The sequence below is a fragment of the Kitasatospora sp. NPDC054768 genome (assembly GCF_053612025.1).
Genome location: NZ_JBSHBN010000084.1, coordinates 21,133 through 39,652 on the forward strand (window position 1 = coordinate 21,133; position 18,520 = coordinate 39,652).

General features: G+C 74.2%; 16 protein-coding genes. 14 read left to right on the forward strand and 2 right to left on the reverse strand.

Translation table 11 applies throughout. The annotated features are described in order from the left end of the window. Nucleotides 1-112 precede the first annotated feature (112 nt). The 5 genes from ACWGKU_RS23730 to obgE all read left to right on the forward strand — a co-directional run bounded on the left by ACWGKU_RS23730 (nucleotide 113) and on the right by obgE (nucleotide 7,454). Nucleotides 113-913, forward strand: coding sequence for a TIGR03936 family radical SAM-associated protein (locus ACWGKU_RS23730; protein WP_387695373.1), 801 nt, complete (start codon nucleotides 113-115; stop codon nucleotides 911-913). Nucleotides 914-1,311: 398 nt separating this feature from the next. After that, a complete protein-coding gene (locus ACWGKU_RS23735) occupies nucleotides 1,312-5,016 on the forward strand; it encodes an Rne/Rng family ribonuclease (protein WP_452178657.1) in 3,705 nt (1,234 codons plus the stop codon). A gap of 227 nt (nucleotides 5,017-5,243) precedes the next feature. Beyond that, entirely contained in the window at nucleotides 5,244-5,561 is a 318-nt protein-coding gene (gene rplU, locus ACWGKU_RS23740) for a 50S ribosomal protein L21 (RefSeq protein ID WP_045696828.1), read from the forward strand. 14 nt (nucleotides 5,562-5,575) lie between these two features. Beyond that, nucleotides 5,576-5,833, forward strand: a complete 258-nt coding sequence (gene rpmA / locus ACWGKU_RS23745) for a 50S ribosomal protein L27 (RefSeq protein ID WP_030309712.1) — start codon at nucleotides 5,576-5,578, stop codon at nucleotides 5,831-5,833. A 139-nt stretch (nucleotides 5,834-5,972) separates the two neighbouring features. After that, nucleotides 5,973-7,454 (forward strand): GTPase ObgE, encoded by a 1,482-nt coding sequence (gene obgE / locus ACWGKU_RS23750; RefSeq protein ID WP_452178656.1) that lies wholly within the window; start codon nucleotides 5,973-5,975, stop codon nucleotides 7,452-7,454. Nucleotides 7,455-7,556: 102 nt separating this feature from the next. Here obgE and ACWGKU_RS23755 read toward each other — a convergent pair whose 3' ends face one another. Next, nucleotides 7,557-8,333 (reverse strand): hypothetical protein, encoded by a 777-nt coding sequence (locus ACWGKU_RS23755; protein WP_452178655.1) that lies wholly within the window; start codon nucleotides 8,331-8,333, stop codon nucleotides 7,557-7,559. 306 nt (nucleotides 8,334-8,639) lie between these two features. On the opposite strand from ACWGKU_RS23755, the gene proB reads away from it, so the two are divergent. The 5 genes from proB (at nucleotide 8,640) to ACWGKU_RS23780 (ending at nucleotide 13,829) form a co-directional block, all read left to right on the forward strand. Next, the gene (gene proB / locus ACWGKU_RS23760) at nucleotides 8,640-9,776 is read left to right on the forward strand and encodes a glutamate 5-kinase (RefSeq protein WP_401053482.1); all 1,137 of its coding nucleotides are present in this window, start codon (nucleotides 8,640-8,642) and stop codon (nucleotides 9,774-9,776) included. Nucleotides 9,777-9,950: 174 nt separating this feature from the next. After that, complete coding sequence (locus ACWGKU_RS23765) at nucleotides 9,951-10,475, forward strand: hypothetical protein (protein ID WP_401053484.1); 525 nt, start codon at nucleotides 9,951-9,953, stop codon at nucleotides 10,473-10,475. Nucleotides 10,476-10,629: 154 nt separating this feature from the next. Next, nucleotides 10,630-11,952, forward strand: a complete 1,323-nt coding sequence (locus tag ACWGKU_RS23770; RefSeq protein ID WP_452178654.1) for a glutamate-5-semialdehyde dehydrogenase — start codon at nucleotides 10,630-10,632, stop codon at nucleotides 11,950-11,952. An 89-nt stretch (nucleotides 11,953-12,041) separates the two neighbouring features. Further along, nucleotides 12,042-12,626 (forward strand): SCO2584 family spore wall biosynthesis protein, encoded by a 585-nt coding sequence (locus tag ACWGKU_RS23775; protein WP_452178653.1) that lies wholly within the window; start codon nucleotides 12,042-12,044, stop codon nucleotides 12,624-12,626. 141 nt (nucleotides 12,627-12,767) lie between these two features. Then, complete coding sequence (locus tag ACWGKU_RS23780; protein ID WP_401054937.1) at nucleotides 12,768-13,829, forward strand: SCO2583 family membrane protein; 1,062 nt, start codon at nucleotides 12,768-12,770, stop codon at nucleotides 13,827-13,829. A 102-nt stretch (nucleotides 13,830-13,931) separates the two neighbouring features. Here the strand turns inward: ACWGKU_RS23780 and ACWGKU_RS23785 are convergent, their stop codons facing one another. Further along, nucleotides 13,932-15,017, reverse strand: coding sequence for a M48 family metallopeptidase (locus tag ACWGKU_RS23785; RefSeq protein WP_380543244.1), 1,086 nt, complete (start codon nucleotides 15,015-15,017; stop codon nucleotides 13,932-13,934). A gap of 260 nt (nucleotides 15,018-15,277) precedes the next feature. Here ACWGKU_RS23785 and ACWGKU_RS23790 point away from each other — a divergent pair, with 260 nt between their 5' ends. From ACWGKU_RS23790 to ACWGKU_RS23805, 4 genes are all read left to right on the forward strand, one after another. Continuing rightward, nucleotides 15,278-15,424 (forward strand): hypothetical protein, encoded by a 147-nt coding sequence (locus ACWGKU_RS23790; RefSeq protein ID WP_359910966.1) that lies wholly within the window; start codon nucleotides 15,278-15,280, stop codon nucleotides 15,422-15,424. A gap of 210 nt (nucleotides 15,425-15,634) precedes the next feature. Continuing rightward, complete coding sequence (locus ACWGKU_RS23795) at nucleotides 15,635-15,790, forward strand: hypothetical protein (RefSeq protein ID WP_359910967.1); 156 nt, start codon at nucleotides 15,635-15,637, stop codon at nucleotides 15,788-15,790. Nucleotides 15,791-15,913: 123 nt separating this feature from the next. Next, nucleotides 15,914-16,546 carry a nicotinate-nucleotide adenylyltransferase gene (gene nadD, locus ACWGKU_RS23800; RefSeq protein ID WP_452178652.1) on the forward strand — a complete coding sequence of 211 codons (633 nt, stop codon included), beginning with the start codon at nucleotides 15,914-15,916 and terminating at the stop codon, nucleotides 16,544-16,546. Nucleotides 16,547-16,560: 14 nt separating this feature from the next. Continuing rightward, nucleotides 16,561-18,468, forward strand: coding sequence for an LCP family protein (locus tag ACWGKU_RS23805; RefSeq protein WP_452191559.1), 1,908 nt, complete (start codon nucleotides 16,561-16,563; stop codon nucleotides 18,466-18,468). Nucleotides 18,469-18,520: the final 52 nt, after the last annotated feature.

Here is an 18,520-nt window from a genome sequence, read left to right on the forward strand (position 1 = left end):
TGACAGAGTCCGGACAGTGGCGGGAAGACGCCGCACCGGACGGGGACAACTGACTAAGGACTGAGCGACCCTGGCACGCCGTACGCCCGACGGTCCGCCGCCCGCGCCGACGGTGCAGCGGATTCGTCTCCGCTACACCAAGCGCGGCCGGCTCCGCTTCACCAGCCACCGCGACTTCCAGCGCGCCTTCGAGCGCGCCCTGCGCCGGTCCGCCGTTCCGATGGCCTACTCGGCCGGCTTCACCCCGCACCCGAAGGTCTCCTACGCCAACGCGGCCCCGACCGGGGTGGCGAGCGAGGCGGAGTACCTGGAGATCGGCCTGGCCGCGGTCCGCGACCCCGAGCAGCTGCGGGCGCAGCTGGACGAGTCGCTGCCGGCCGGCCTGGACGTGATCGACGCGGTCGAGGTCCGGACGCCGAACTTCGTGGAGCGCCTGGAGGCCTCCGAGTGGCTGCTCCGACTGGACGGCGTGGAGCCCGACGTGGCCGCCGAGGCGGTCGCGCGCTTCCTCGCCGCCGAGCGGGTCGAGGTCGAGCGCCGCACCAAGAACGGCCTGCGGGTCTTCGACGCGCGGGGCGCGGTGGCGGCGCTTGAAGCCGTCCCGGCCCAGGTCGAGGCCGGTGCGGACGCCGGGCCCGGAACCGACCGCGATGTTCGGACCGGCCGTCCCTGTGCGATACTGCGCCTGGTAGTACGACACGCCACACCCGCCGTACGACCCGACGACGTATTGTCCGGTCTCCGTGCGACGGCCGACCTGGCGCCGCCGGTCCCCGCAGAGGTGACCAGGCTGGCGCAGGGGCCGCTCGACGAGGAGACCGGCACGGTGACCGACCCGCTGGCGCTCGACCGCGCGGCGGCCCCGGTCGGCTCGGAGCCGGCCGTGGGGCCGCACGCTACCGCGTCCGCCTAGCGGGGGGAGGCCGGGTCCAGTGCCTCACTGGACCCGACGGTCCTCCAGGGTTCCCGCGGCTCCCCAGGGGAGCGAGCGTCGTCGCAGCACAGGCCTGCCACCCGGGGCCTGCCGACCAGGAAGGTCGGCCGGTCCGGGACCCCGTCCGGGAGCCACCCGGGGTTGGGGGACGGCGCAGCTTGGGAAAACCTCAGAAGACTGGTCAGAACCAGAAGACTTTCGACACCCCGCCGAGCGCGGGGCGCCGAGCGAGACTACGAGCCCCTGTGCGGCGTCGCGTCCGCGCGGCGGCACCGTCAAAAGGGTCCGGTCCGGGCATCGTCGCGATGCCGGCCGCCCAGCGGTGCCGTGCCGTGCCCGGATGTGGAGCCCGGGGGCCTGACGGGAGATCCACCCGCATGCTCGATAACACCGATCCGCAGCAGACTGCGGCCACGGACCAGAACGAAACCGCCGCGACCGGTGGCGAGGGCGCGTCCGCCGCGCCGCCGCGCCGTCGTCGCCGCGCGGTGTCCCGCCCGGCGGGCACCCCGCAGGGTGCGGCCGCCGAGGCGGCCGAGACGGTGCTGCCGGCCGAGACGCCGACCGCCGCGGCCACCCCGGCTCCGGCCGTGGAGCCGGCGGCCGAGCCCGCCGCCGAGAAGCCGGTCCGGGCCCGCCGGACCCGCAAGCGCGCCGAGGCCCCGGCCGGGGCGCCGGAGGCCACCCCGATCGTGGTGACCGCTCCGGAGACGGCGCAGGCCCCGGCGGCCGAGCCCGCCGCCGAGAAGCCCGCGAAGGCCACCAGGGCCACCAGGGCCACCAAGGCGGGCAAGACCGAGAAGGCGGAGAAGGCCGACAAGGCCGAGGTCGCCGAGGTCGCCGAGCCCGTCGCCGAGAAGCCCGCCCGGGCCCGGCGCACCCGCAAGCGCGCGGAGGCGCCCGCCGGTGCTCCCACGACCGAGGCCGAGGCGCCGGTCGTCGAGGCGCCGGTCGTGGAGGCCGCTGCCCCCGAGGCCCCCGCCGCCGAGCCGGTGGCCGAGGAGGCCCCGGCCGCTCCGGCCCGCCGCCCCCGCCGCCGTCGCGTGGTCGAGGCCGCGCCGGTCGTCGAGGCCCCGGTGGAGGAGCCCGTCGCCGAGGCGCCGCAGGCCGAGGAGCCCGCCGCCGCGGAGGAGCCCGAGGAGGAGGCCGTCGAGGCCGCCGCCCCTGAGGCCCCCGTCACCGAGGCCCCCGCCGAGCCGCACCACCGGGTGCGCCGCCGCGCCGTGCGCCCGGCCACCGCGGTCTTCCAGGCGCCGGTGTTCCAGGAGCCGGCTCCCTTCGTCGCGTCGTCCACGCCGTCCACGCCGTCCACGCCGTCCGCGCCGGCCACCGCGGCCGCGCCGCAGCAGCCCGTCGCCGCCCCGGTGCAGGCCGAGGCCCCGGCCGTGGCCGAGCGCACGGAGGAGGACGACGAGTTCGAGTACAGCGGTGTCGGCCGTCGCCGCCGGGTCCGTACCCGGGTCGAGCCGACCCGTCGCAAGCCGGCCGCCCAGGCGAAGGCCCAGGCCCAGGCGAAGGCCCAGGCGAAGGCGCCGGCGAAGGCCCCCGTGAAGGCCCCGGTCGAGGCCGCGCCGGTCGTCGAGGCCCCGGTCGCCGAGGCGCCCGCCGTGGAGGCCCCCGTCGCCGGTCCGGAGACCGAGGGCGAGTGGGAGGACGACGGCCGTCCGTCGCGCCGTCGCCGCCGGGGTGGCCGCCGCCGCCGTCGTGGCGAGGCCGAGGAGTTCGAGGCCGCCGAGGCCGTCGAGACCGAGCAGCCCGCCGCCGAGGAGTCGGCCGAGGCCGTCGCCGAGGACGAGGGCGAGGAGGACGACGACCTGGCCGCCGGCCTGTCCTCGTCGCGTCGCCGCCGTCGTCGCCGCCGCCGCAGCGGTGAGGCCGGCGCCGTCGAGGCCGCCGAGACCACCGAGGACGGCGTCCGCACGGTGGTGAAGGTGCGCGAGCCGCGCCGCCGCTCCACCGAGCCGTCCTTCGACCCGGACGAGGTGCAGTCCATCAAGGGCTCGACCCGACTGGAGGCCAAGAAGCAGCGCCGCCGCGAGGGCCGCGAGCTGGGCCGCCGCCGGGTGCCGATCATCACCGAGGCCGAGTTCCTGGCCCGCCGCGAGTCGGTCGAGCGCGTCATGGTGGTGCGCCAGAGCGGCCAGCGCACCCAGATCGGCGTCCTTGAGGACGGCGTGCTGGTCGAGCACTACGTCAACAAGGAGCAGGCCACCTCGTACGTCGGCAACGTCTACCTGGGCAAGGTCCAGAACGTGCTGCCGTCGATGGAGGCCGCCTTCGTCGACATCGGCAAGGGCCGCAACGCGGTGCTGTACGCCGGTGAGGTCAACTTCGGCGCGCTGGGCGGCCACGGCGGCCCGCGCCGGATCGAGTCGGTGCTGAAGTCCGGCCAGTCCGTGCTGGTGCAGGTCTCCAAGGACCCGATCGGCCACAAGGGCGCCCGCCTGACCAGCCAGATCTCGCTGCCCGGCCGCTACCTGGTGTACGTGCCCGAGGGCTCGATGACGGGCATCTCGCGCAAGCTCCCGGAGAACGAGCGCGCCCGGCTGAAGCAGATCCTCAAGAAGATCGTCCCGGACGACGCGGGCGTCATCGTGCGCACCGCCGCCGAGGGCGCCTCCGAGGAGGAGCTGACCCGCGACGTCCAGCGCCTCCAGCAGCAGTGGGAGGACATCCAGAAGAAGGCCGCGACCGGCAACGCCCCGGCGCTGCTGTACGGCGAGCCGGACATGACCGTCCGGGTCGTCCGCGACATCTTCAACGAGGACTTCAGCAAGGTCATCGTCTCCGGCGACGAGGCGTGGAAGACCATCCACGAGTACGTCTCCAACGTGGCCCCGGACCTCGCCGAGCGGCTCCAGCGGTGGACCTCCGAGGTGGACGTGTTCGCCACCTACCGGATCGACGAGCAGCTGATGAAGGCGCTGGACCGCAAGGTCTGGCTGCCCAGCGGCGGTTCGCTGGTGATCGACCGCACCGAGGCGATGGTCGTCATCGACGTCAACACCGGGAAGTTCGTCGGCCAGGGCGGCAACCTGGAGGAGACGGTCACCCGGAACAACATCGAGGCGGCCGAGGAGATCGTGCGCCAGCTGCGGCTGCGCGACCTCGGCGGCATCATCGTGATCGACTTCATCGACATGGTGCTGGAGTCCAACCGCGACCTGGTGCTGCGCCGCCTCCTGGAGTGCCTGGGCCGGGACCGGACCAAGCACCAGGTGGCCGAGGTCACCTCGCTGGGCCTGGTCCAGATGACCCGCAAGCGGGTCGGCCAGGGCCTGCTGGAGTCCTTCTCCGAGCCGTGCGTGCACTGCAACGGCCGCGGCGTGATCGTCCACATGGAGCAGCCGAGCGCCCACGTCCACGCCCCCGTGGCGGCGGGCGAGGCCGGTGCGGGCGGCGGCAAGCGCCGTCGCCGCGGCAAGGGCGGCGCGGGCCAGGAGGAGCCGCAGGCCGTCGAGCCCGTGGTGACCATCCTGTCCGAGTCGGCGGAGGACGTCGCCGAGCCGGTGCGCGAGGAGATCGAGGGCCAGCTGGCCCTGGAGGTCCCGGGCGTCGAGGCTCCGGCGGAGGCGGCCGCGCCGACCGTCGAGGCCCCCGTGGCCGAGGCCCCGGCCGCCGCTCCGGCGGGCCGTCCGCGTCGCCGCGCGGTGCGCAAGGCGACCGCTCCGGCGGGTTCCCCGGACACCGCCGAGATCGTGGTGCTCCAGGCCAAGGCCGAGGCGGCGCTGGAGGCGGCCCTGGAGGCCGCCGCCCCGGCGGTCGCGGAAGCCGCCGCCGAGGCCGTCGCCGAGGCGCCGGGTGAGCCGGTCGTGGTCGCGGAGACCGCGGTCGTCGCCGACGCCCCCGAGGCCACGGAGGCTCCCGAGGCCACGGAGGCCGCCGAGGCCGGCGAGGCTCCGGCCGAGGAGGCGCCGGCGCCGAAGAAGCGGGCCGCCCGCAAGACCGCCGCGAAGAAGACCGCCGCCAAGAAGACCACCACGGCGGCCAAGAAGACCACCGCCCGCAAGACCGCCACCAAGCGGACGAGCGCGGCGGCCAAGAAGGCCGCGGCCGCCGAGGGTGATACGGCGTCCGAGTAGTGCCCACGCCCGGGGCGGGAGTGATCCCGCCCCGGGTCGTACGGGCCGGTTTGCCCCCCGGGCGGCCGGTCCGTATTCTTGACCATCGGCGTGTCTACGCCATGCTCCCGAGCACATCACCTTCCTGGGTCGCCGCGTTCGCGCGGAGGGCCGGGGAGAGGCTCCTGTGTCCGTACCCAGGTGGCTGGCGTCGGGGGTTCCGACCGAGCAAGGAAAGCAGGTACCGCATGTACGCGATCGTTCGCGCAGGCGGCCGCCAGCACAAGGTCGCCGTGGGCGACGTGCTGGAGATCGACCGTATCGAGGCCAAGCCGGGTGACTCGGTCGAGCTCTCGACCATCCTCGTCGTCGACGGTGACGCCGTCACCTCCGACCCGTGGGTCCTGGCCGGCGTGAAGGCTCACGCCGAGGTGGTCGACCAGACCAAGGGTGACAAGATCGTCATCCTGCGTTACAAGAACAAGACCGGCTACCGCCGTCGCCAGGGTCACCGTCAGCAGCACACCGCGGTGCGCATCACGAGCATCGACTCGGTCAGCAAGTAAGGGGATAGCGAAAAATGGCACACAAGAAGGGCGCAAGCTCTACTCGTAACGGCCGTGACTCGAACGCCCAGCGCCTCGGCGTGAAGCGCTTCGGTGGCCAGGTCGTCTCCGCCGGCGAGATCCTCGTCCGCCAGCGCGGCACCCACTTCCACCCGGGTGCCGGTGTCGGTCGCGGTGGCGACGACACCCTGTTCGCGCTGACCGCCGGTGCGGTGCAGTTCGGCACCCGTCGTGGCCGCAAGGTCGTCAACATCGTGGCCGTCGAGGCCTGAGTCCCCGCGGACTCCCGAGTCTGAGAAGACCCACCGGGTCGGACAAGACTCACAGTGAAGGGTGGGCCGGAATTCTCCGGTCCACCCTTCACGCTTTACGCAGGTAGCAAGCAGACTCTCGCGCACTGGAGGCACACCCATGACCACCTTCGTGGACCGCGTCGAACTTCATGTCGCCGCGGGTAACGGGGGCCACGGCTGCGCCTCCGTGCACCGCGAGAAGTTCAAGCCGCTCGGCGGCCCGGACGGCGGCAACGGCGGTGAGGGCGGCAGCGTCATCCTCGCCGTGGACTCGCAGGTCACCACCCTGCTGGAGTACCACCACTCGCCCAAGCGCAAGGCCACCAACGGCAAGCCGGGCGCGGGTGGCAACCGCACCGGCGCGCTCGGCGAGGACCTCGTCCTGCTGGTGCCGGACGGCACCGTGGTGCTGGACCGCAACGGCAACGTGCTGGCCGACCTGGTCGGGCACGGCACCAGCTTCGTCGCCGCCCAGGGCGGCCGCGGCGGCCTCGGCAACGCCGCGCTGGCCTCGGCCCGCCGCAAGGCGCCCGGCTTCGCGCTGCTCGGCGAGCCCGGTGAGGCCCGTGACATCGTCATGGAGCTCAAGTCCGTCGCCGACGTGGCCCTGGTCGGCTACCCGAGCGCCGGCAAGTCCTCGCTGATCTCGGTGCTCTCCGCCGCCAAGCCGAAGATCGCGGACTACCCGTTCACCACCCTGATCCCCAACCTCGGGGTGGTCACCGCGGGCGACACCGTCTACACCATCGCCGACGTGCCCGGCCTGATCCCGGGCGCCAGCCAGGGCCGCGGCCTGGGCCTGGAGTTCCTGCGCCACGTGGAGCGCTGTTCGGTGCTGGTGCACGTGCTGGACTGCGCCACCCTGGAGCCCGGCCGCGACCCGCTGACCGACCTGGAGACCATCGAGGCCGAGCTCGCCGAGTACGGCGGCCTGGACGACCGCCCGCGCCTGGTCGCGCTCAACAAGGTGGACGTCCCGGACGGCCAGGACATCGCCGACCTGACCCGCGCCTCCCTGGAGGAGCGCGGCTACCGGGTGTTCGAGGTCTCCGCCGCCTCCCGCAAGGGCCTGCGCGAGCTGAGCTTCGCCGTGGCCGGGATCGTCGCCGAGGCGCGTGCCGCCAAGCCGGCCGAGGAGTCGACCCGGATCGTGCTGCGGCCCAAGGCCGTCGACGACGCCGGCTTCACCATCACCGAGGAGGACGGCGCGTACCACATCCGCGGCGTCAAGCCGGAGCGCTGGGTCCGCCAGACCGACTTCAGCAACGACGAGGCCGTCGGCTACCTCGCCGACCGGCTGGCCCGCCTCGGGATCGAGCAGGAGCTGTGGAAGATCGGGGCGCACGAGGGCGACACCGTCGTCATCGGCCCCGAGGAGAACGCCGTCGTCTTCGACTGGGAGCCGACCATGGCCGCCGGTGCCGAGATGCTCGGCCGTCGCGGTGAGGACCACCGCTTCGAGAACCCGCGCCCGGCGGTCGACCGCCGCCGCGAGAAGCAGAAGGGCCGGGACGCGGCCGAGTCCGAGTTCCTCGCCTTCGAGGCGCTCTCCAGCGGCCGCCAGGCCGCCATCGAGGGCGACGACGACGAGGACCACTGAGCCTCGGAGTCCTGAGGCCCGTCCCCGGGGCCGCTGTCGGACGGCCCCCGTCACCTGTCGAAGGTGGCGGGGGCCGTCCGCGTGTTCAGCGGTGACCGGGCGTCACTTGGTCCAGGAGGCCTGGAGCTTCAGCGGGTCGGCCAGGTCGGTGTAGCCGACCGCGGCCGGGGTGTTCCCGGGGATGGAGATGATGGTGCAGCCCTTGGTCTCGGCGCCCTTGGTCACGCCCTGGAACTTCGCCCCGGTGCACTTGGGCAGCGGGGTGGCGGCGGTCATGACGTTGAGCCCCTTCTTGCCGGCGGTGTCGAAGACGACGAACTTCGAGTCCGGGGCGGTGAAGGAGAGGCTGGCGTCCCCGACGTTCTTGATGGTGTAGCTCACGTACACCGGGGTGCGGCCTTCCAGGCCGACGATGCTGATCTTGGCGGCGGTGAAGTCCTGCACCGAGCCGACCTCGACGCCGGTGACGGTGATCTCCAGCTTGGTGGCGACCTTGGAGGTCTTGTCGGCGAAGTCCACGGTGGCGCTCTGGCCGACCTTCACGCTGCTGGCGGCCGCCGGGACGGCTCCGCCGGCGGCCCCGCCGCCCGCCGCACCGGCGGTGCCCGCGCCGCCGGCCGCCGCTCCGCCGGTCGCCGCACCCGACGGGGCCGCGGTCGAACCGCCGGCCGCGCCGCCGGTCGCGGTGCCCCCGGTGGCGGCACCCCCGGTGGCGGTGCCCGGAGCGCCGCTGGTCGGCGCCGGAGCGGCACCGGTCGAGCCGCCCGCCGGTGCGGCCGGGTCGGCGTTGTCCGGCCCGCAGGCCGCGAGCGACAGGGCGGTGGCCGCCGCGAGCGCGGCGAAGGTCAGCTTGGTGGTGTACGAACGCATGGTGCGCATTTCTCCTGGGCGCACGGCCGCGACCGTTGCCGGCCTTTGCCCAGTGCGGCGCCGCCCGTCGTGACAGGAAGGGTCGATGACGACATGGGTCCAGCGGGCAAGAAGCCGTCCCCCGATCTGGCTTGCGGTCAGGGACCATACCAGTCATCCGGATTGCCGGACGGGCTGTGGCGGGCCCGTGACCAGGCCGGGTCCAGCCGGTGAAACATCCGGCGGGTGACCTGCGCCGATCGCGTAGATTGCGGGGGTGACGGCCGGGCCCGGGCCCCGCCGTACCCGCACCACACCGGAAGGGCGTACAGCGAGATGAGCGAGGACTCTCTGCGGGACGAGGTGCTGACCGCGCGGCGGATCGTCGTCAAGGTCGGCTCCTCCTCCCTGACCACGGCGGCCGGCGGCCTGGACGCCGACCGCGTCGACGCCCTGGTGGACGCGCTCGCCAAGCTGCGCGGCCGACCCGGGGCGCCGGAGGTCGTGCTCGTCTCCTCCGGCGCGATCGCCGCCGGTCTGGCCCCGCTCGGTCTGGACGGGCGGCCCAAGGACCTGGCCCGCCAGCAGGCCGCCGCCAGCGTCGGCCAGGGCCTGCTGGTCGCCCGCTACACCGCCTCCTTCGCCCGGTACGGGATCAGGGTCGGCCAGGTGCTGCTCACCGCCGAGGACGCCAGCCGGCGCGCCCACTACCGCAACGCCTACCGCACCCTGGACCAGCTGCTGGCGATGGGCGCGATGCCGATCGTCAACGAGAACGACACCGTCGCCACCGCCGAAATCAAGTTCGGCGACAACGACCGGCTCGCGGCCCTGGTCGCCCACCTGGTCCGCGCCGACCTGCTGGTGCTGCTCTCCGACGTGGACGGCCTGTACGACGGCGACCCGTCCCGCCCCGGCACCAGCCGGATCGCCGAGGTGCGCGGCCCGCAGGACCTCGACGGCATCGAGATCGGCAGCGCCGGCAAGGCCGGGGTCGGCACCGGCGGCATGGTCACCAAGGTCGAGGCGGCCCGGATCGCCACCGGCGCCGGCATCCCGGTGGTGCTCACCGCCGCCAGCCACGCCGCCGACGCGCTGGCCGGCCGGCCCACCGGCACGCTCTTCCTGCGCACCGGAAGCCGGACCTCCGACCGGATGCTCTGGCTGGCCCACGCGAGCAGCCCGCGCGGGGCGCTGCACCTGGACGAGGGTGCCGTCCGGGCGGTCGTCTCCGGCGGCGCCTCGCTGCTGCCGGCCGGGGTCACCAAGGTCGACGGGGAGTTCGCCGCGGGTGATCCGGTGGACCTTCTTGCCGAAAACGGCCACATCGTGGCTCGCGGACTGGTCAACTTTGATGCGAGGGAGTTGCCCCGCCTGCTCGGCCGGTCCACCCGCGACCTGGCCCAGGAGTTCGGCGCCGCGTACGAGCGCGAGGTCGTCCACCGCGACGACCTGGTCGTTCTGCGCGGCTGACCGGCCCGGCGGGCCGGCACCGGCCGCCCGGCCGATCGGCGCAGCGCGCACGGCGGGCCGCTCCGTACCGGGAGCGGCCCGGCCACGGGCGAGGAGGGGCGCAGCCGTACCGGTCGGCCGAGGGCCGACGGGGCCGGTGGGGACGACAGGACATCGCCGAACAGGAGGCCGCCGGTGGAACGCAGGCGCGAGGCAGCGCTGACCGCAGGGACGGCGGGCCGGCGGCTGACCAGCATCGACGGCGGGCGCGGGGACGGCCCCGCCGAGCCGGCCGGTCCGCCGCCGCAGAGGCCCGGCGGGGTGCGCAGGCTGCGGCCCGAACGCGACCGGGCGGCCCAGCCGCCCACCGTGCCCGAGCAGGCGCGGCTGTGGCACGTGGTGCTGAGCGTGGCCGGGCAGGTCACCCCGCTGCCCTCGCTGCGCGCCTCACTGGAGCAGCTGGCGCACGACCACTCGTTCTTCCTGACCGCCCGCTACGCCGCCGACCACGCGGAGATCCGCTACTGGGAGCAGGCCCGGGACCTCCACGACGCGGCGGCCATCGCGCTGCGGCTGTGGGGCGAGCACAAGGTCACCGCGAACCTGCCGCCCTGGGAGATCGTCGGGCTGGAGGTGGTCGACCGGGCGACGTACCACAAACGGGTGGCGGAGGGCTTCGGCGACCCGCCGCCGCACCTGGGCGGCGTGCACCCGTACTGAGCCGCCCCGTACTGAGCCGCCCCGTACTGGGCCGCCCCGTACTGGGCCGTCCCCGGCGGCCGGGCGGCCCCGTCGGACCGGGACCGGCCGAGCGGCGTCTCACCGGGCGAAATACCGCCCGGGCGGGGCGGGTGCAGTCGCTACCCTTGGCGGCATGACCAGCGACCTCGCCACCGCCGACAGCCCCGTCCTCGCCGTAGCGCGCCGAGCCCGGGACGCCGCCGCCGCGCTCGCCCCGCTGCCGCGCGGCGCGAAGGACGCCGCGTTGCTGGCGGTCGCGGACGCCCTGGTGGCCCGCGGCGCCGAGATCGTCGCGGCCAACGCCGAGGACGTGGAGCGGGCCAGGGCGGCCGGCACGGCCGAGTCGGTGATCGACCGGCTGACCCTGACCGAGGAGCGGATCGCCGCGATCGCCTCCGACGTGCGCGACGTGGCCGGCCTGCCCGACCCGGTCGGCGAGGTGGTGCGCGGCTACACCCTGCCCAACGGCCTGGACGTGCGGCAGGTCCGGGTGCCGCTCGGCGTGGTCGGCATCATCTACGAGGCCCGCCCGAACGTCACCGCGGACGCCGCCGCGCTCTGCCTCAAGTCCGGCAACGCGGTGCTGCTGCGCGGCTCCGCCTCCGCCTACCGCTCCAACACCGCGCTGGTCGCCGTGGTGCGCGACGCCGTCGCCGCGGCCGGGCTGCCCGCCGACGCGGTCCAGCTGGTGCCGGGCGAGAGCCGGGACTCGGTGCGGGAGCTGATGCGCGCCCGCGGCCACGTGGACGTGCTGATCCCGCGCGGCGGCGCCTCGCTGATCCGCACCGTGGTCGAGGGCTCCACCGTCCCGGTGATCGAGACCGGCACCGGCAACTGCCACGTCTACGTGGACGCCGAGACGGACCTGGCGATGGCCGTCGGCATCCTGCTGAACTCCAAGGCGCAGCGGGTCAGCGTCTGCAACGCGGCCGAGACGCTGTTGGTCCACCAGGACGTCGCGGACGCCTTCCTGCCGCTCGCGCTGGCGGCGCTCGCCGAGGCCGGGGTGACGGTGCACGGTGACGAGGCGGTGCTGAAGGCCGCCGAGGGCGGCCCGGCCACCGTGGTGCCGGCCACCGACGAGGACTGGGGCGCCGAGTACCTCTCGCTGGACCTGGCCGCCGCGGTGGTGCCCTCGCTGGACGCCGCCGTCGAGCACATCCGCCGCTGGTCCTCCGGCCACACCGAGGCGATCGTCACCACCTCGCAGGCCGCCGCCCGCCGGTTCACCCGGTTGGTCGACTCCACCACGGTGGCCGTCAACGCCTCGACCCGCTTCACCGACGGCGGTGAGTTCGGCTTCGGCGCGGAGATCGGCATCTCCACCCAGAAGCTGCACGCCCGCGGCCCGATGGGCCTGCCCGAGCTGACCAGCACCAAGTACATCGTCACTGGTGACGGGCACGTGCGGGGCGAGGCGGCGCAGACCGTGGGCGGGGACGCGCACGGCCGCTGAACGCCGGGGGAGGGGCGTCCGTCACACGTGTGACGGACCAACTGCCGGGAGCCACAGACAAATCGCCCGGCCGGTAATACGCTGAATCCGTGGCTGAGGATGTGGGGGGCTTCCCGTACCCCGACGGCGCCGACCACGGTGGTGCGGACGACGAGTTCGCCACCGTGGTCTTCGATGAGGCCTTCGTCCGGTCCGCCGCCGTGCACGAGCCGACCGCCAAGGAGCGGCAACTCGCCGCCGCCGAGGCCCGGTTCGAGTCGGACGCCGCGGGCCAGGGCTGGGGCTGTGACGTCCCTGCGGGGGACGGACTGCCGCTGGAACTGCGCCCGTACCCGAGCGGGCTCGACGCGGACCACCTCTACCCCGATCCCTGGTCGGGGCCGGACCGGGCGGCCGACCGCCGGGTCCGGCGGCGGTGGCGACGCGGCTACGACCCGGTGCGCTCCCGCGGGCGGTACGTGGCCCAGCAGCGGTGGCACCGGCCGGTGGCCTGGGTGCTCGCCGTGATCATGGGCGTGGGCCTGGTGGCGATCGCGGTCGCGGCGATCTACCAGGGCGTGGGCGGTTCCGCGGGAGCGCCCCGGCGCCCCGAGTCCGGCACCAGCAGCGCCGGGGTCGATCCGGGGCAGGCCCCGGCCGACCCCCCGCTGGTGGTCACGGCGCCGGCGGGCTAGGGCGGGCTTCGGCGGGCTTCGGCGGGCCGGGGCGGTCGCCCCGGGCGCGGGCGCACGCCCGGGGGCGGTGGTCACTGAGCGTTCCCGGGAATGTGCGCCCGCACCCTCGTGGCGGCGCCGGTGTCGGCCTACCCTGGTGGTGTGGGTGACCCGCGAGAGCCTCCGGAGGGTACGCCCGAGGGCGGTTCCGGCAACGAGGACGAATTCCGGTCCGTCGTGTTCGACGAATCGTTCGTTCGGGCTGCCCGCATCCAGGAACTGTCCGCCCGGGAGCGGCTGGCCGGCTCCTTCGGCAAGGCCACCCGGCCGCGGGTGCGGCTCGGCCCGCTGGGCACCGTCCCGCGCCAGGCGCTCATCCTGCTGCTGCTCATCCTGCTCGCCTTCGGGACCGCGGTGTACTTCGGCGTGAGCTCGCCGAGGGGGACCGCGGTGCGGCCCGAGGGCAGTCAACTGACCGTCAGCCTGGTCGCGTTGAGCCCGGCGTCGGCCGTCCGCCCGGTCGCCGACCCGGCGGACCCGTTCACCGCGCTGCAGCCCGGGTACGGGGACGGCACGATCGGGCTGAACACCCCGACCGGGGCCGCCACCGAGCACTTCAGCCGGGTCGAGGTGACCAAGGCGCTCGACACCGTCCAGCGCTACCTGGTCGCCTCCTCGCTGGCCCCGGCCGCGCTGGTCCAGGGCGCCACCGCCGACGTGCGGGCCTTCGTCACGCCCGGTGAGCAGGCGGAGTTCGACGCGAGCGTGGCGCAGCCGGTGGACGACCGGCACCACGCGGTGACCGGCTGGATGGTCCGCTTCGACCCGGCGCAGGTCGCGCTGGCCTCGAACACCGTGAAGGTGGCCGGCGCGATGCGGATCGACGAGGCGGACGGCGGGACCCTGCAGATCACCACCGACCACACCTTCGTCTACGCGCTGAAGCCGGCCGGGGCCCCGGCCGGAGCGCCGGTCACCCTGGAGACCGTGCGGCGGCAGCTGACCTTCGAGTTCGACCGGGTCGACCTGGCCTCGGCGCAGCTGCGGCTGGTGGACTCGGTGGTGCAGGCCGGTCCGGAGCCCTGCGACACCTCGATGGCGGGCTTCCTGCAGCCGGTGCTGGCCACCGCGCAGGGCACGGCGGTCGCGCCGCCGGCGCCGGTCGACCCCGGCAACCACGCCCGGCCGGGCTGGCAGGTGTGCGCGGTGCTGGCGGGCGGCTGAGGCGTACCCCGGCCGTGGAACGGCGAGGCGGCCGGTGCCCCGGACGGGACACCGGCCGCCGTCGCGGTCGCGGTGGGCCGGCGGTCGTCGCGGCCCCGGGGGTCAGCTGCCGTCGCGGTCCGCGGAACCCGATCCCGAGGAGCCGTTGCCCGAGGAGCCGTTGCGGCCGGCGGCGCCGGTGAAGGTGTCGCGGAGCTTGCCGCCGACGGTCGCCGCGCCGCCGGCGACGTCCCGGAGCAGGCCCATCAGCGGGTCCTTGCTCTCCTTGACCGAGCTGGTGTAGTGGTCGGCGGCGGCCTTCCACTGCTCGGAGACCGAGGCGTCCGGGTCGTCCGCGCGGCGCGGGTAGGCGCCGGCCACGATCGAGCGGTAGTCGTCGCTCTCCGCCCACTTCTTCAGCTGGGCGACCCGCACCACCGCGAAGGGGTGGGTCTGCGGCAGCAGCTGGAGCACCTTGAGCACGCCGTCGCGCAGATCGCCGGCCTTCTCGTACTCCTCGGCCTGCTCCAGGAAGGCGTCGACGTTCATCTCGGCCAGGTTGTGGCCGCCGGCCAGCTTCATCAGGGCCCGCATGGACGCCTGGAGGTCCTGTCCGGCGAGCAGGCCGGCCCGGTCGCTGGACAGCTCCGCCTTGCGGAACCACTCCTTGAGCGCGGTGATGATCGCGGTGATCGCCAGGTTGCCCAGCGGCACCCAGGCGATCCGGGTGGCGATGTTGGTGAGGATCATCAGCATCGTCCGGTAGACGGCGTGGCCGGACATCGCGTGGCCGACCTCGTGGCCGATGACGGAGCGCAGCTCCTCCTCGTCGAGCAGCTCGACCAGGCCGCTGGTGACCACGATGACCGGGGTGTCGATGCCGATGCAGTACGCGTTGACCGTCGGGTCCTGGGAGACGTACAGGTCGGGGACCTGCTCCAGGTCGAGCACGTAGGCGGCGTCCCGCACCATGTCGTGCAGCTCCGGGAACTGGCGCTCGGAGGTCTTCACGGCGGTGGCCAGGAACATCAGCCGGATCGCCCGCTCGGAGACCAGGCCGGCGAGCTTCTTCAGGATGTCGTCGAAGCCGGTGAGCTTGCGCAGCGCGACCAGGGCCGAGCGGTCCGCCGGGTGCTCCCAGGCCCGGGTGGAGATTCCGGGGAAGCGCTCGCGGCGGCGGCTCGGGGCCTTCACGGTCGTGTCGGTCATGGTCTGAGTACCTCCTGGTCGACGGCGGCCGCGGCCCGCTGGCCCGCCCCCCGTTGGTCTTCGCCTGCAACGACTGTCTGTGCAACGCGCGCGGTTGCGTACTCGTCCCCGGGGCAGCGTACGCGCGGAGCGTCCCGGGGGCGGCGGGCGCGTCACCGGGGCCGGTGGGCGGCGTCGGTGTGAGGCCGGTTTAACCTGAGTCCTGGACGACCGAGACCGGACCCGGCCGCGGTACCGAGCAGTTCGAGGAGCCCCCGCAGATGTCCACCGACACGCTTGTCAGCCTGGCCGCGCCCATCTCCGACGAGACCGGCCCGGGCCTGTTCCTGCGGATCATCGTGGTCGCGTCCTTCGTGGGCATCGGCCTGCTGGTCTGGATCATGGCCCGCGCCTTCAAGAACAACTAGGGCCGCCCTCCCGAGCCTGTCACCGGGCCCGTTCCCGGCCGGCTCGCGGCCCGTTCCCGGCCCTTGCCCCCGGCTCGTGCTCACGCCCGGTCAGCGGCGGTGGGCCGCCGAGCGGTTGCCGTGTAACCCCCCGTACGATGACGGGTGGGCCCTCACCGGCCCGGAACCACCCCCAGGTCCGTTCCCCGAGCCGAGAAGGTCCCGCCGACCATGAGCACTGCTGCCGCACTCCCCGTTCTGAACCTTCTCGCCGAGGGCGAGGGGGGCAACCACGACAGCCTGAACCCGGCCCTGACCGGTGGCGCCGCGCTGTTCATCCTGCTGGTCCTGCTCTTCATCACCACCCGCTTCAACCGGGACCGCTGAGCCGGCCGCGCGGACCGCTCGGGGAGCGTCCGGCCACCGGCCGGCCGCTCCCTCACGCATCTGCGGAGAACCCCCACCCGGCCGTTCCCGCACCGTAACGGGTGTCGCGTAAGGTGTGGCGGCATGGGAGAGCAGGCCGGGAATCCCGGCGGACCGGAACCGGTGAAGAAGCGCCTCGGCGTGATGGGCGGCACCTTCGACCCGATCCACCACGGCCACCTCGTCGCCGCCAGTGAGGTCGCGAGCGCGTTCCGCCTGGACGAAGTGATCTTCGTGCCGACCGGGCAGCCGTGGCAGAAGAGCGACCGCCACGTCACCCCGGCCGAGGACCGCTACCTGATGACGGTCATCGCCACCGCCGAGAACCCGCAGTTCTCGGTCAGCCGGATCGACATCGACCGCGAGGGCCCGACGTACACCGTCGACACCCTGCGCGACCTGCACGCCCTGCACCCGGACGCCGACCTCTTCTTCATCACCGGCGCCGACGCCCTCGCCCAGATCCTCTCCTGGCGCGACTCCGACGAGCTCTTCTCGCTGGCCCACTTCATCGGATGCACCCGCCCGGGGCACACTCTGTCGGACGCCGGGCTTCCGGCGGGCGGGGTCTCCCTGGTGGAGGTCCCGGCGCTGGCCATCTCCTCCACGGACTGCCGCAACCGGGTCGCCAAGGGTGAGCCCGTCTGGTACCTCGTCCCGGACGGCGTGGTCCGCTACATCGACAAGCGGGCGCTGTACGCGCCGCGCGGGGACTGATCCAGGAGCGGTGCATGACTGATCGCAGCGACGGCCGGCGGCCGGAGGACTGGTCCACCGGGCAGTACCAGCAGCCGTACCAGGGCTACCAGAACCCGCAGCAGCAGCAACCACAGCAGCCGCAGCCGCAGTCGTACGAGCAGCAGCAGTACGACCAGCAGTACGACCAGTACGGGCAGCCGGTGTACGGGCAGGACCCGTACGGCTACCAGCAGCAGGGCTACCAGGGGTACGACGGGTACCAGCAGGGCGGGCAGTTCCCGCAGCAGCCGCAGCAGCAACCACAGCAGCCGCAGCAGCAGTCGTACGAGCAGCAGCAGTACGACCAGCAGTACGACCAGTACGGGCAGCCGGTGTACGGCCAGGACCCGTACGGCTACCAGCAGCAGGGCTACCAGGGCTACCAGCAGCAGCCGTACCAGGCCGCCGCCCCGGTCGCCGCCGAGCCGCAGGCGCCGTCGCCGGTGCCGCCGACGCAGGCCGAGGCCGTCGCGCAGTCCGCCGCCGCAGCGGCCGCAGCGGCACCCGCTGCCGCGCCGCCGCGTCCGCGGGTGCCCCGGCCCGCCGAGGAGGCGGTGCCGGCCAAGGCCGTGCCGCCGTCCGAGCAGGTCGCCGGGGCGCGGGCCGGGAAGGCCGGCAAGGCCGGCAAGGCCGGGAGCAAGGCGCCCAAGGACAGTTACACCACGGGCGAGTTCACCTTCGTCGACGAGGAGGCGGAGGAGACCGAGGACGTCATCGACTGGCTGAAGTTCGCCGAGTCCCGCAGCGAGGTGCGCGCCGAGCGCCGCCGCAAGCTGCGCAACCGGCTGATCGGCCTCGGCGCGGTGGTGGCGCTCGCGGCCGGCGGCGTCGGCGGCTACCTCTTCCTGACCGGCGACAAGCCGACCGCGGCCACCGCCGCCGGCGGGCGCCAGGTCAACGTCGTCCACCTGCGCGACCTCCAGGGCAAGGTGTCCAGCGCGCTGCTGGTCAACGACGCCTCCGGGAAGAAGGGCACGGTGCTGCTGCTGCCCGACAACCTGCGGCTGCCCGGCCCGGGGGACCCGCCGGTCAGCACGGTCGGCCAGTCCATGGACGGCATCGGCGCCTCGGCGACCCGCGAGGGCCTGTCCACCGTGCTGGGCGCCCCGGTGGCCGGCACCTGGCGGCTGGACACCCCGTACCTGGAACTGCTGGTCTCCCAGCTCGGCGGCGTCCGGGTGGACACCAACGCCGAGACCCACGAGGGCGGCAAGCCGGACGGCAAGCTGCTGTCCGCGGCCGGGAAGAACACCATGCTCAGCGGGAAGGCCGCGGTCGCGTACGCGACCTGGCAGGCGCCCGGTGAGAACCGGGACGCCCAGCTGGCCCGGTTCGGGCAGGTCCTGGACGCGGTGGTGCGCACCATGCCGACCGAGTTCAAGGACGCCAAGGACGACGTGCACCGGATGAACGCGGTGCTCGACCCCTCGCTGCCCGAGGACGCCCTCGCCGGAGTGCTCGTCCAGCTCGCCCAGCAGGCGAAGGACGGCCACTTCGGCACCACGGCGCTGACCGTCAAGCCGGACGGCAGCCTGGACGAGGCGACCGCGGGCAAGCAGGTCAAGGACGTGCTGGGCGGCACCGTGAAGTCCGCGGCCGTCGGCGACGCCCCGGTCCGGGTCGCGCTCCAGGACGCCACCGGCAACGACGCGGCGGCGGCCGCCGCGCAGGTCCAGATCGTCAACTCCGGCCTGACCTTCATCCCGGGCGGCGCCAAGGCGGCTCCGCAGCCGGCCAGTGAGATCCGCTACACCGACGACGCCCGGCAGGGCGCGGCGAAGTCGCTGGCGACCAGCCTCGGGCTGCCGGACACGGCGGTGAAGAAGGTGACCGGCGACGCCCAGAACGCGGACCTGCTGGTCCTGCTCGGCAAGGACTACCAGCCGCCGAAGAACCTGTAGGGCGGCGGCCCGGGCTCCTGCGGTCCGGGTGTCGCGGTGCGGTGGCCCGGGC

What these genes read in the sequence shown, in the direction of transcription:
- ACWGKU_RS23735 (WP_452178657.1), top strand. Translation starts at nt 1,312, where the DNA reads ATGCTCGATAACACCGATCCGCAGCAGACTGCGGCCACGGACCAGAAC.
- rplU (WP_045696828.1), top strand. Translation starts at nt 5,244, where the DNA reads ATGTACGCGATCGTTCGCGCAGGCGGCCGCCAGCACAAGGTCGCCGTG.
- rpmA (WP_030309712.1), top strand. Translation starts at nt 5,576, where the DNA reads ATGGCACACAAGAAGGGCGCAAGCTCTACTCGTAACGGCCGTGACTCG.
- obgE (WP_452178656.1), top strand. Translation starts at nt 5,973, where the DNA reads ATGACCACCTTCGTGGACCGCGTCGAACTTCATGTCGCCGCGGGTAAC.
- ACWGKU_RS23755 (WP_452178655.1), bottom strand. Translation starts at nt 8,333, where the DNA reads ATGCGCACCATGCGTTCGTACACCACCAAGCTGACCTTCGCCGCGCTC.
- proB (WP_401053482.1), top strand. Translation starts at nt 8,640, where the DNA reads ATGAGCGAGGACTCTCTGCGGGACGAGGTGCTGACCGCGCGGCGGATC.
- ACWGKU_RS23770 (WP_452178654.1), top strand. Translation starts at nt 10,630, where the DNA reads ATGACCAGCGACCTCGCCACCGCCGACAGCCCCGTCCTCGCCGTAGCG.
- ACWGKU_RS23785 (WP_380543244.1), bottom strand. Translation starts at nt 15,017, where the DNA reads ATGACCGACACGACCGTGAAGGCCCCGAGCCGCCGCCGCGAGCGCTTC.
- ACWGKU_RS23790 (WP_359910966.1), top strand. Translation starts at nt 15,278, where the DNA reads ATGTCCACCGACACGCTTGTCAGCCTGGCCGCGCCCATCTCCGACGAG.
- ACWGKU_RS23795 (WP_359910967.1), top strand. Translation starts at nt 15,635, where the DNA reads ATGAGCACTGCTGCCGCACTCCCCGTTCTGAACCTTCTCGCCGAGGGC.
- nadD (WP_452178652.1), top strand. Translation starts at nt 15,914, where the DNA reads ATGGGAGAGCAGGCCGGGAATCCCGGCGGACCGGAACCGGTGAAGAAG.
- ACWGKU_RS23805 (WP_452191559.1), top strand. Translation starts at nt 16,561, where the DNA reads ATGACTGATCGCAGCGACGGCCGGCGGCCGGAGGACTGGTCCACCGGG.